The organism is Pandoraea communis, assembly GCF_902459745.1.
Taxonomy (GTDB): domain Bacteria; phylum Pseudomonadota; class Gammaproteobacteria; order Burkholderiales; family Burkholderiaceae; genus Pandoraea; species Pandoraea communis.
In genome coordinates this window covers 23118-35464 of sequence record NZ_CABPSJ010000008.1, presented here as the reverse complement: position 1 = coordinate 35464, position 12347 = coordinate 23118, and the positions used below count along the sequence as shown (strand labels likewise).

General features: G+C 64.3%; 8 protein-coding genes. 3 read left to right on the top strand and 5 right to left on the bottom strand.

Going from position 1 to position 12347, the window contains the following annotated elements; genetic code table 11:
* Positions 1 to 106: 106 nt before the first annotated feature.
* Positions 107 to 1189, bottom strand: a complete 1083-nt coding sequence (gene apbC / locus PCO31110_RS23135) for an iron-sulfur cluster carrier protein ApbC (protein ID WP_150691509.1) — start codon at positions 1187 to 1189, stop codon at positions 107 to 109.
* A gap of 274 nt (positions 1190 to 1463) precedes the next feature.
* On the opposite strand from apbC, the gene PCO31110_RS23130 reads away from it, so the two are divergent.
* Together PCO31110_RS23130 and metG are read left to right on the top strand one after the other, a co-directional pair.
* Positions 1464 to 2108 carry a YiaD family glycine zipper/OmpA-like lipoprotein gene (locus tag PCO31110_RS23130; RefSeq protein WP_010805463.1) on the top strand — a complete coding sequence of 215 codons (645 nt, stop codon included), beginning with the start codon at positions 1464 to 1466 and terminating at the stop codon, positions 2106 to 2108.
* Positions 2109 to 2494: 386 nt separating this feature from the next.
* On the top strand, positions 2495 to 4603 hold the full coding sequence (gene metG, locus PCO31110_RS23125) for a methionine--tRNA ligase (protein ID WP_150691508.1): 2109 nt from the start codon (positions 2495 to 2497) through the stop codon (positions 4601 to 4603).
* Positions 4604 to 4847: 244 nt separating this feature from the next.
* On the opposite strand, the gene PCO31110_RS23120 is transcribed toward metG, so the two are convergent.
* On the bottom strand, positions 4848 to 5309 hold the full coding sequence (locus tag PCO31110_RS23120; RefSeq protein WP_036662003.1) for an Lrp/AsnC family transcriptional regulator: 462 nt from the start codon (positions 5307 to 5309) through the stop codon (positions 4848 to 4850).
* A 117-nt stretch (positions 5310 to 5426) separates the two neighbouring features.
* Here PCO31110_RS23120 and PCO31110_RS23115 point away from each other — a divergent pair, with 117 nt between their 5' ends.
* Positions 5427 to 5666, top strand: a complete 240-nt coding sequence (locus PCO31110_RS23115) for a DUF6356 family protein (RefSeq protein WP_010805466.1) — start codon at positions 5427 to 5429, stop codon at positions 5664 to 5666.
* Positions 5667 to 5778: 112 nt separating this feature from the next.
* Here PCO31110_RS23115 and bamE read toward each other — a convergent pair whose 3' ends face one another.
* From bamE to PCO31110_RS23100, 3 genes are all read right to left on the bottom strand, one after another.
* The gene (bamE, locus tag PCO31110_RS23110; RefSeq protein ID WP_010805467.1) at positions 5779 to 6315 is read right to left on the bottom strand and encodes an outer membrane protein assembly factor BamE domain-containing protein; all 537 of its coding nucleotides are present in this window, start codon (positions 6313 to 6315) and stop codon (positions 5779 to 5781) included.
* Positions 6316 to 6448: 133 nt separating this feature from the next.
* On the bottom strand, positions 6449 to 10585 hold the full coding sequence (locus tag PCO31110_RS23105; RefSeq protein WP_150691507.1) for a translocation/assembly module TamB domain-containing protein: 4137 nt from the start codon (positions 10583 to 10585) through the stop codon (positions 6449 to 6451).
* Positions 10585 to 12342, bottom strand: coding sequence for an autotransporter assembly complex protein TamA (locus PCO31110_RS23100; RefSeq protein ID WP_370855852.1), 1758 nt, complete (start codon positions 12340 to 12342; stop codon positions 10585 to 10587). Before PCO31110_RS23100 ends, PCO31110_RS23105 begins: the two co-directional genes overlap by 1 nt.
* Between the last annotated feature and the right edge of the window lie 5 nt (positions 12343 to 12347).

Genomic DNA, 12347 nt, shown 5'->3' with positions numbered 1-12347 from the left:
GCGTAGTACGTGAAAAAGTGGGCGTATTTTACGCGATTGTTGCGGTGCGGTGATTTTTTCACTCGCACCGCACGGCGCGGGGCTCGCACACGCCCTGCGAGCGCCTTTACGTGTTCTGAACAACGATCGACGGGAACTTGCTCGTCATGTCCTTCTGCCTGGCCGCGATCTTCACCGCCACCTTACGGGCAATGGCCCGGTAACGATCGGCCACCGGGCCATCCGGGTCGCTCACCACGCTCGGCATGCCGGCATCGGCGTGCACGCGGATGCTCATCTCCAGCGGCAGCTTGCCCAGCAGGTCGACGTCGAAATCGTGGCTCATGCGCTCGCCGCCGCCCGCGCCGAAGATCGGCTCTTCATGACCGCATTTCGAGCAGATATGCAGGCTCATGTTCTCGATGAGGCCCAGGATCGGCACGCCGACCTTCTCAAACATCTTGAGGCCCTTGCGGGCGTCGAGCAGCGCGAGGTCTTGCGGCGTGGTGACGATGACCGCGCCGGTGACCGGCACCTTCTGCGCCAGCGTGAGCTGGATGTCGCCGGTGCCCGGCGGCATGTCGACGATCAGATAGTCGAGGTCGCGCCAGTTCGTCTGATTGAGCAGTTGCTCGAGTGCCTGCGTGACCATCGGGCCGCGCCAGACCATCGGATTGTCCGGCTCGATCAGAAAACCGATGGAACTTGCCTGCAGCCCGTGGCCGCTCATCGGCTCGAGCGTCTTGCCGTCCTTCGATTCGGGTTTGCCGTGAATGCCCAGCAGCGTGGGCAGCGACGGGCCGTAGATGTCGGCATCGAGAATACCGACGTTGGCGCCTTCGGCCGCAAGTGCCAGCGCCAGATTCACGGCCGTGGTGCTCTTGCCCACGCCGCCCTTGCCCGAGGCCACGGCCACGATATTCTTCACGTTGGGCAGGAGTTTCACGCCGCGTTGAACCGCATGCGACACGATTTTCTGGCTGATTTCGACGGCCACACGCTCGACACCGGGCAATTTGCCCACAGCCTCGGTGATGCGCGCGCGCATCGCTTCGAACTGACTCTTGGCGGGATAGCCGAACTCGATCTGAATGCCGACGTGGCCATGCTCGACCACAACCTGCTTCACATACTTCCCGGCGATCAGATCGAGCCTCGTGTCGGGGTCGACGATGCCACGCAGCACTTCATTGATTTGGGCGACTTCCATGGGTCTCTCGCTCTGTCGAGGCCCGCCGGGAAAGCCCTCGGCGGGCGCTAACAACTTGTAACATCCGTGGCGCGCGCTCTCGATTAGCATGCGAGGCGCGCGTGTTTTGGGGAACCAGCCGTCGCGGCAATCTGTCCTTGCCTGCGGTTGACACTCAGCGCTATTGTAAAAGACGCTGCGCCCATAGGCTCAAAACCCCTGCGAGGCGCGCGTGCTTCGGCGAAGTGCTCACGCGTTGTTTCATGACTGCAAGCTAATCGAGAAGGAGCCTTAAATGAATAAAAACACTCTGCGCGCTTCGGCGCTGGTTCTGGCTGCTGCCGCCATGCTGGCCGGGTGCCAGACCCAGCAGGGCACCAATACTGCCGTCGGCACCGGCGTCGGCGCGGCAGTCGGCGCAGGTCTGGGCAACCTCATCGGTGGCAATACCACCGGCACGCTGATCGGTGCCGCCGTGGGCGCGGCCGCCGGCGGCGCGACAGGGTACAACTGGGGCGCCATCAAGAATAAGCTGGGCGGCCATACGGCCGGCACCGGCACCACGATCTCCGAACAACCCGATGGTACGCTCAAGGTCGCCGTGCCGAGCGACGTGACGTTCGACACCGGCCGCGCCGACATCAAGCCGAACTTCCGCGCCGTGCTCGACGACGTTGCCGCCTCGCTCAATCAGAACCCTGGCATTACCGCCAACGTCGTGGGCCACACCGACAGCACGGGCGGCGACCGGATCAACGTTCCCCTCTCGCAGAACCGGGCAGCCAACGTCATCCAGTATCTGAACAGCCGCGGTGTCGCGATGAACCGTATGAGCGGCACGGGCGTGGCCTCGAGCCAGCCGGTCGCCTCGGATGCCACGGCCGAGGGCCGTGCGCAGAACCGCCGCGTAGAAATCCTGCTGCACGCACCGCGCGGCTGATTCCCCCCACGCCTCACGTTTGCCGTTCAAACACATGCCCGGTCCGCCGGGCATATGTTTGACACGCTCGCAGCGCCCGCATGCTGCATCGCAACATCGAAAAATCGGCGCATCGATTGAACTAAACCCGCGTCACATCGCTCAGACCCTTCGGAAGTGCCCACCTGGGCGCTTCCATCTCCTCTTTGTTATTGACGTTACGTGTGCCTAGTTATGCCGGAACCTGGTTCCGGCTTTTTTTTGGCCGTTCGATCCTGCACTCGCCCCTCGGCACCGGCCAACGCGCGCCCCGCAGATCCCTCTCCCGGGACGCCCGATTGGGCGTCATCCCGCCCCGCCTGCTAGAATCGTCCTTTCCCCGACCCCTCAACAGACAATCGATCCTCATGTCCCGCCGCATTCTTGTCACCTCCGCCCTGCCGTACGCCAATGGCCAGATTCACATCGGTCACCTGGTGGAATACATCCAGACAGATATCTGGGTACGGTTCATGCGGATGCAGGGCAATGAGGTCTATTACGTGGGTGCGGACGACACGCACGGCACGCCGGTCATGCTGCGCGCCGAGAAGGAAGGTCTCACGCCCAAGCAACTGATCGAGCGCGTCTGGAAGGAACACAAGCGCGATTTCGACAGCTTCGGCATCTCGTTCGACAACTACTATTCGACGGATTCGGAAGAGAACCGTGAGCTGTCGGAAAGCGTCTATCTCGCCCTCAAGGACCAGGGCCTGATCGAAGCGCGCGATATTGAACAGGCCTACGACCCGGTCAAGGAGATGTTCCTGCCGGATCGCTTCATCAAGGGCGAATGTCCGAAATGCGGCGCCAAGGACCAGTACGGCGATTCGTGCGAAGTCTGCGGCTCGACCTACGCGCCGACCGACCTGCTCAACCCGTATTCGGTGGTCTCGGGCGCCACGCCGGTGCGCAAGACGTCGACCCATTACTTCTTCAAGCTCTCGGACAAGCGCTGCGAGCAGTTCCTGCGCAAGTGGGTTGCCGGTCTCGCACAACCCGAAGCCGCCAACAAGATGAAGGAGTGGCTCGGTGAAGATGGCGAGTCCACGCTGGCCGACTGGGACATCTCGCGCGACGCCCCGTACTTCGGCTTCGAGATTCCGGGCGCCCCGGGCAAGTATTTCTACGTGTGGCTCGATGCGCCGGTGGGTTACTACGCCAGCTTCAAGAACCTGTGCGCACAGCGTGGCCTGAACTTCGAAGAGTGGGTCAAGCCGGGTTCGACGACCGAGCAGTATCACTTCATCGGCAAAGACATTCTGTATTTCCACACGCTGTTCTGGCCCGCGATGCTCGAGTTCTCGGGCCATCGCACGCCGACCAACGTGTTCGCCCACGGTTTCCTGACGGTGGATGGCCAGAAGATGTCGAAGTCGCGCGGCACGTTCATCACCGCACAGAGCTTCATCGACACGGGCCTCAATCCGGAATGGCTGCGTTATTACATCGGCGCCAAGTTGAGCAACACGATGGAAGACATCGACCTGAACCTCGATGACTTCATCGCCCGCGTGAACAGCGATCTGGTCGGCAAGTACGTGAATATCGCCAGCCGCGCGGCAGGCTTCCTCATCAAGCGTTTCGACGGCCGCGTGTCGCCGCACGCCATGCAAGCGCCGCTGCTGGGACAGTTGCGTGCTGTCGCCCCGCAGATCGCCGCGTATTACGAAGCCCGCGAATTCGGCAAGGCGCTGCGTCTGGTGATGGAACAGGCGGATGCCGTGAACGGCTATGTCGACACGGTCAAGCCGTGGGATCTGGCGAAAGACCCGGCGCAGGCCGCCGCGCTGCACGAGGCTTGCTCGGTGTGCCTCGAGGCATTCCGCCTGCTCACGCTGTACCTCAAGCCGGTGCTGCCCGTGACGGCCGAGGCCGTGGAGCACTTCCTGAACATCGCGCCGCAAACGTGGCACGACGTGAGCCGCCCGCTTACCGCCGACACCGCCATCGCTGCGTACAAGCATCTGATGACGCGCGTCGAAGGCAAGCAGGTCGAAGCGCTGCTCGCGGCCAACCGCGACTCGCTGCAAGCGGCCGCGCCGGCCACGGACGCTGCCGCGGCCAAGGGCAAGGACAAAGCCGCCAAGACGACGGAGAACGCCGGCAAGCCGGACAAGAGCACCGACGACGGTGTCATCACCATCGACGACTTCGCAAAAATCGATCTGCGTATCGCACGCATCGTCGATTGCAAGGCGGTCGAAGGGTCGGACAAGCTCTTGCAACTCACGCTCGACGCCGGCGAAGCGCAAACGCGCAACGTCTTCTCCGGGATCAAGTCGGCGTATCCGCAGCCGGAAGTGCTGGTGGGCAAGCTCACGGTGATGGTCGCCAATCTCGCGCCGCGCAAGATGAAGTTCGGTCTGTCCGAAGGCATGGTGCTCGCCGCATCGGCCGCCGACGAGAAAGCCGAACCGGGGATTTACATCCTCGAACCGCACGACGGCGCGAAGCCGGGCATGCGCGTCAAGTAAGGCAGCCTCACCCACCCACGGAAAGGCGTGCCGCACTTCACAGCGACGCTTCCCAAGCCAAACACCCCGGTGCCGGACGCCATGTCCGCCACCGGGGCAACTGGCTGTAGCCGGCGCAAAACCCGGGGTTACCGTAGATGTTCTGAGCCATGAGATTTGTCCGAAGGGATGCATCGATAGCGTGGCTGCCGCGCCGCGTCTCGAATCCTTCGAAAAATCGTCAGGCCGATGTCCCGGCGCGGGGCTAGCGCAAATGATCCACCGGCAATGCGGTGGTGAACTTCACGGTCTCCATCGAAAAGCTCGCGCTGATGTCTTGCAGATCGGCCACGCGGATGAGCTTTTTGTAGAAACGGTCATAAGCGGCAATGTCCGGCAGGTAGACCTTGAGCAGATAGTCGATCTCGCCGGCCATGCGATGAATTTCGACGATTTCAGGCAATTCCCGCGCGCCGGCGACGAAGCGAACCATCCAGTCCTCGCTGTGCGTCGCTGCCTTGATGAACACGAAGGCCGTCACACGCAGATCGAGCTGCTGAGGGTCGCACAGCGTCACCTGCCCGGTGATGACCCCGTTCTCGCGCAGACGTTGCACACGCCGCCAGCAGGGCGTGGGAGACAAATGGACAGCCTCGGCCAGTTCGCCCAGCGAGCGCGAGGCATCGGCTTGCAGATTTTCGAGAATTGCGAGATCGGTTTTGTCCACGACAGCCACCCGGGAGGAAAATTCTTCCAAATCCTACCCGATTCGACCGAACATTTGAAACCCTTTACCCCTGATCGGCAAGTAAACTTCACAAATATTCCGAAAATTGGGGGCAACATGAAAATCTTCACTCAGCACCCGGCCTCTGTCGGCGAGAACTACTTCCAACATATGGGATCGGCACTGTCGTTCGCACTGCCGTTGCTGGGCGCCTTTCTGGCCTGTCTCGTGCACGCGTTACTGCCGTTCCTGTTTGCCAAGACGGGCAGCAGAATCATCGTTCGCCTGCACGATCGCATGGTGACGCATCGTCACCGGCACGCCCCGCAAGCCGCTCAGGCAGATCAGGCGACATAACCGAAGATGACCGGCCTCTGCGCAAACTCAGGTGAGCGGATAAGCCCGCTCGCCCAGTAACCCGCCCGGCGAGCGTGCCGCATCGCCCCGTCGCAGCACCTTTCCCGCCGGATCAGGGACGCTCCGACGCCGGGTCCGGTGAGCGCGACGTGACCGTCACACGGCCGTCCGGCCCAAAGTGGGCGTTGAACATCCCCGGCGTATTGACGCCATCTTCGAGCCAGCGCCAGCTCCACACCGTTTCCTTCTTCAAGCGGTATTCCGCCACCGTCGTTGGCTTGCCCAACAGCCGCCGCACGTCATCCTGCGTCATCCCCGGCTGCACCTGCTGGAAATTCTCGGCGGCGAGCGCCTGAATAACGGCGCGCAGTTTCCCATCCGGCGCGATGTCGACCATGTAGGTTCGCAAGCCGCCCGGCGCGCGCGGATACTCCAGCCGCCGCGAGCCGTCGTCGTTTTCCCAGACGATTTCGGGCTTGCCCATCTGCTCACGCACCTGCGCTTCGGTTGTCACGCCGGGCGTCAGGTTGCGCAGCAGCATGTCGTCCGGCTTGATGGCGTTGAACGTGTCGCGCGCTTTCTCCCGCGCGTTGTCGATCTGCTGCTGATCGCAGCCGAACAGCCCCAGCAGACTCGCGAACAATCCCATGGCCACTCCCCAACGAAGACCCCGGCGCAACCCTTGCGCCGGATGAACGGAACTACGCGACGTTAGCATCGGTAACACCTCCTCTTCACGCTTCACAATTGCCCGCTTCCCTGCTCGCTGCGCCATGCGTGCGTCAGTCAAAACGACGGTTGAACAGCACATCGAAGCCGGACAGCGAGCCGGTGCGCAGCACCAGTTGCCAGCGGCGCGAGACTTGCCACGTAATCTTCACGATACTCGCCGCGCTGGTGAGACTCTGCTCATATCCCAATGCGAAGTTGTCCGAGATCGCCTTGCCCACCTTCACCACCTGCTCGTCGTCCGCCAGCCCCGAGTCGCTGGTGCCGATGCTGAACTCGTCGATCCCCAGATCCTTGATGATGCGCTTGCCGCCGGTCGCCCCGAGCAGTGCCGTCGCCGCCCCGGCCATCGCCTGACGCTGGCCCAGACCCGCACCGTCCGGACCGTGGCCGAACATCAGCCACGAGAGCTTCTCCTCGTCCGATACGTTGGGCTCCGAGACAAGCGACACGCGCGGCTGGCGCACCGTGCCCGTGACCAGCACCCCGGCGGCAACCTCCTGATTGCGGCGCATGGCCTGAATGTAGATGTCGGGATTGTCCAGCGGACCGACGAAGTTGATCTGACCGCGCTCGATGGCGAGCTTGCGGTCGAACGCTTCGTATGTGCCCTCGGCCACCGTGATCGTACCGGTGGCGCGCATCGGCGAGAGCGGGTCGCTCTGCAAGCGCATACTGCCGCGCAACAGCAGATCGGCACCCGCACCGACGAAGCGGAAGTCGCGTCCCAGATCCACCTCCACGTTGATGTGCGGCGAGAAGCGGCTCGCCGGTTTCGCGCTGATGCGGGCGGCCTCTTCCTTCGGGTCGAGCGGCTTGGCGCGCGTCTGCGCTCCGCCGCGGACAACGACGACATCGTCGCCCAGCTTCGGCGCGCTCGTCGGCGGCAAGGCGAAACGTGCCCGGTCGATGGTGAACTTGCCGGTCACCGCCATTGCCTCGCCGCTGCCCGCCGCCTTTGCCTCTCCACTCAGCGAAAGCTGCCGGTCGGGGGCAGCGAACAATTGCAGCTTGTCGGCGGTCAGTGCGATCGCAAGCGTCGGCTCGGGCGTGTCGAGACGGATGTTCCCCGTCGCCTTCGCCGTGCCCCCGCCGCCGCCCGTCACGACCACGTCGCGCAGCACGATTTCCGTCGGCGTCAGCACAATGCGCACGTGGCCGTTCTTGACGCTCACGCCGGTATCGAACATTTGCATCGACAGATCGTCGGCCGTCAGCTCGCCCGTGGGGCGTGGCTTGGCCACGGTGCCCGCCAGCGTCACTTGCAGGTTGGCACGTCCCTTGAACGCGAATTGCGCACCCGCCAGCGCCTCGAACTTCGAGAGGTCTGGAATGGCGATGGCGATGCGTCCGGTAAGCGGTGCATCGTCCGGTACATTCGGCATGCCGCCTTGCACATGCAAGCCAGTCTGTACGTCGGCGTCGACCGTTCCGACCAGCGACGAGACGGCCTTGAGCGTTGCATGTGCCGTCTGTCCCGACAGATCGATGCGTGTGCGCAGTTCCGAGATGCCCAGCGGCACACGAGCGCCGATGCCGCCCTTCTCGGCACTCAGGCCGGGAATGCCTGTCACGGTCACCTTCACGTTTTCGTTCACGCCGCCACGACGTAACGTCACATCGCCACTGCGACGCACGATCTCGACGAACCCATCGGCGCGCTGCCCCGCGCGCACATCCCACTTGCCATCGAGGATGAGGTCGCTCGCGACCGGCGACGGCTCCCCCGTGAACGACGCCACGACGCGCAGCACCTGTGCGATATCGAGCGCGTCGATGGTACCGGCTGTCTTCAGTTGCCCATCGCCATAGTCGAAGTTCGCAAGCGACAGCGCCCCTGCCCCCGTCACCAGCTTGGCCGCGCCAAGATGCACACGATCGGCACTCGCTTCGACCTGCCACGGCGTGGCCAGTTTGAGCTTGGGCACACCACGGTTTTCGAGTGTGTGAATCGTGCCTCGCCAGCCCGGTTTGCCTCCCGCGCCGGTCACCGCACCAGCGGCGTCGAGATCCATGTCCAGCGGCGCTTCGCGCAGCTTGCCCGCCGTCTTTAGATGCAGCGTATGCGCGCCACGGGTGCCTGCCAGCGCCACCGAGAGTTTGTCGAGCCGCGCGATGGCGCTCGTGAACCCCTGGCCGTCGAGCGTCAAATTAAGACGATCGCCCGCCGCGCCCGGCAACCCGCCGCTCACGTCCACCTTGCCGGTGAGATGCTCGAGCTTCTGCGCACCGAAAACGAGCTTGTCGGCCGCGAGGGTAGCGACCACCGCCGGACGCTCGATCGTGCCCGACACCTGCCCGTCGAGTTGCAACCGGCCGGCGAGCCCGAAACCGAGTTTGTCGAGCGATGGTGCATCGATATTCACCGCCATCTTGTCGCCGGGCGCGCCGAAGCTGCCGCGCAGCACCACCTTGTTGCCGGCCACGAGCAAGTTGGCGTCGCTCGGCAGCAGACGCGTGCCCGCGAGCCTGACAGTGCCCGACCCACTCATCGGCAAGTCGGCGTAGACGCTGTCCTGCAACGCAAACTTCAGTGAGAGGCCGAACGCCGGACGCAGGGTGCCCTGCGCGTCGAATTGTCCTGTGACGCTCGCCGCCGGAGTCTTTGCGCCACGCTTTTGCGGACCGTAGAGGTCGTACCACGCAGCCGGGTCGAAACGCGTGAGCCGGATCTGCGCCCGATACGCGCCGGTGTCGCCATTTTCGAGCACCCCCGTTGCAGCGACCTTGCTGTTACCGGCATCGAGCGAGAGCGCGTGGATCGTGGTGCCCTTGGCGTCGAGACCGACATCGGCCAACACGTGCCGGGCGGCGTCGCGCCAGTCGAGAACGATGCGTTGCCCCGCGGCGTCGAGCTTGATATCGAGCGGCCCGGCGAGTCTCGTCGCCGGCAGCTTGCCGTACAACGCACGCAGGTCGAGATCGCGCATCGTGAGGGCAAAGCCGCCGACGGTGGCTTCGGCACCCGGTGTCGCCCCAGTGGCAACGCTCGCGCCGCTTGCCCCCGACGCCACGGGCGCAGCAGCGGCCGTCGCGGCAATCGTCTCGCGGCGCAACTCACCGCTACCGGTGAGCACCGCGCGCCCCGCAAGCTTCAACTCGATGTCTGTCAACGCCTGACGCGTTGCGTCGAGCAGCACCTGGGTGCGCAAACTCTCGACGGGTAGCCACCCCGCATCGATGGCCCCCGGCTTGGCATTGGTGACGGACACCGGCCCCAGCACACGGAACTCCCTGGCGCCGGGCTCGGGCCGCAAGTCGGCCTGCACCGCAAGATCCGCTTGCGGTGCACTGGCAGCGAAATCTCGCGGATTCAGGTGATCGAGCGAAATCTGTGCGCGCGAGAGCGGCACCGGGCCGAACGGCGAGGCGGCGATATGCGCCGTCCCGTTCAACTTCTCGCCGCTCGCGCTCAGGTCGACGACGAGCGCGTCGAGCGAGCCGGACAGCGTGGCCTGCAACGCCACCGGAATCTCGCCCGCCTTGGCTTGCAAGCCGACATTGCCGCCGAGCGCGAACGGATGCCGTCCGTTCAATTGCAGATTCGCCTGCGCCTCGCCGTAGGGGGTGCCGAGGTGCTCGACCTGAATCGTGTGTTGCGTACCGTCGCTGCGCGCCGAGACACGAATGTCGTCAAGCACCAGCGCGGGAGAATCCAGCGTGAGCTTGGCGACGCGAACGTCGTTCAGCGTCAGGCCGAGCGGCAGCCGCAGGCTCGATGGCATCGTCGTTGGCGTGTTCGATGGCGGCGACGGCGCGAACGCCATCTCTACATCGCCCGCGTGCAGCTTGTCGACGGTGAAATGCAGCGGACGCCATTGCAGTTCCCAGCGGCTTTCGAGACGGCTCACGGTAATGCGCGTTGCGCCGTCGAGATAGCGCACGTCGCGCACGGTGAAGCCATGGGCAACGCTGCCGCTGTGCCATTCGCCCGAGAGTTTGCCGCCGAGCGTCGACACGGCCGTCTGCCACAGCCAGCGGCTGCCCCGCTCGCTCGAGACGGCCCAGAGCAGCGCGCCGATCGCCAGCACGACGATCAGCAGCAGCGTCAGGACGATGCCCGCCAGTGCGCGGCCCCATCGCCAACGGCGCGGAGGTGGAGGGGGTGGAGGGGGTGACACAGGCGCCGCGGGGGGAGGCGGCGGCGCAGGCGTGTCGCCGGGCGTCCTGTCGAGGGGCATCGTACTCATCAGAACGCCACCCCCAGCGAAATAGCCGGACGCAAGCGCCGGTCGCGCACGCCGTAGCCAAGGTCGAGATTCACGGGGCCGACGGGACTGCGCCAACGCACGCCGAAACCCACGCCGTGATATAGCGGCGTGGGATGGCGATAGTCATCGGTCGCCGTACCGACGTCCCAGAACACCGCCCCGCCCCAGTCGCGCGTCACCCAGCGCTGGTATTCGAGGCTCGCCGTACCGAGGTACTTCGTCGGGAATGTGGTGCCGTTCTGCTGACGGCCGATGCTCTGATAGGTGTACCCACGAATCGACGACGTACCGCCCGCGAAGAACAGCAGCGGCGACGGGATGCGGTTGGTGTTGCCGTTCGTAAGCACGGCGCCAAGCTCCAGACGAGCGATCACGAGATCGCGTTGTCCGACGGGAAAGTACTGGCGGATACGGCCATAGAGACGCGCAAAACTCTGATCGGTCAGCAGCGGCTTCGCGGCCAGGCCGATCTGCGTGTTGATGATGTTGCCCTTGCGGGGAAAGATCAGGTCGTCCACGTCACGACGGTTCCAGGCAAACGCAGGTACGAGCGCCTTGTTGAGAAATCGCTGACCGCCGTCCGGACGTTCGTCGGCGCGGTAGAGGTCGAGCGTGTAGGCCCAGTCGTAGCGCTCGCGCGAGCGTGCGCGCTTCACGCCGATCTGGCTCGAGCGCTGATCGAGGCCGTTCAGATAGGTGCGCTCGAACGATCCGCGCAGGCTATTGGTGTACCCGGTGGTGTCGGGCGGCATGCCGATCTCGGCATAACCGCCCTGCCGGTATTGCTCCAGACGCGCCTGAGAGTCGAATGTCCACGCGCGGCCGAACAGGTTGTAGTAGGAATACCGGCCATTGACGCTCGCCCCCGTATCCGTCGTATAACCCACCCCGCTCTGCACACGGTGTTCCGGGAACTCGCGCACGTTCACCTCGATCGGCGCGTTCGCGGCCTTCTCGGGATCTTCCGTCACCGAAATGATGACGTTCGAGAAATACGGCGTCGCCTGAATCTGGCGTTGCAGTTCCTGCAAGCGATCGGCGTCGAACGGCTCGCCCTCGGACAGCGGGTTGACGTTGCGGATGATCTGCTCGGGATAGCGCCGGGTGCCGGAGATGATGAGCGGGCCCAGCGTGAACGGCGGGCCACTCTCGTAGGTGGCCGCAAGCGACGCCGTGTCGCTGTCGGCATCGACCGTTGCGCGCGAGAACGACATCTTCGCCGCGTGATACCGCTTCTGTCCGAGTTGAAACAGCGTGTCGTTCTTCGCCTTGTCCCAGTCGGCCTGACGGAACGGGGCGTCCACCGGCAGCTCCCAGGCGCGACGCAATTGCTCGACGCGCTGCGGGTTCTGCTCGATCACCGGGCCTTCGAACTTCAGGTCGAGGTTCTTGATATACGTGCGCGGTCCCGAGTCGACCGTGACGTGAACGTCGTGGCGGCCGTTGATGGTGGCCACGTCCACGTGCGTGACGGGGGAGAAATAGCCCTCCGTCGACGTGAGTTCCTGAATCTGCTCACCGACGGTCGCAATCAGGTGCTCGAACTGCGCCTCTCCAATGTCGTCGCGCTCGGCATAACGCACGAGGTCGAGATTGTCCCTGAGGAGCTTGGCCAGGCCGTTTGGTGCGTCGACACGAACACGATAATCGGCCTGTGCCACGCCGGGCACCAATAGGCCACAGGTCAATGTGGCAAGCGTCAGAAGCGCGGCAGGCAGGGTGCGCAAAGGGCGCACACCGA

Bases quoted from the DNA above. Each gene is read 5' to 3' on its own strand.
- metG (WP_150691508.1), top strand. From the start codon at position 2,495: ATGTCCCGCCGCATTCTTGTCACCTCCGCCCTGCCGTACGCCAATGGC.
- PCO31110_RS23115 (WP_010805466.1), top strand. From the start codon at position 5,427: ATGAAAATCTTCACTCAGCACCCGGCCTCTGTCGGCGAGAACTACTTC.
- PCO31110_RS23130 (WP_010805463.1), top strand. From the start codon at position 1,464: ATGAATAAAAACACTCTGCGCGCTTCGGCGCTGGTTCTGGCTGCTGCC.
- apbC (WP_150691509.1), bottom strand. From the start codon at position 1,189: ATGGAAGTCGCCCAAATCAATGAAGTGCTGCGTGGCATCGTCGACCCC.
- bamE (WP_010805467.1), bottom strand. From the start codon at position 6,315: ATGGGATTGTTCGCGAGTCTGCTGGGGCTGTTCGGCTGCGATCAGCAG.
- PCO31110_RS23105 (WP_150691507.1), bottom strand. From the start codon at position 10,585: ATGAGTACGATGCCCCTCGACAGGACGCCCGGCGACACGCCTGCGCCG.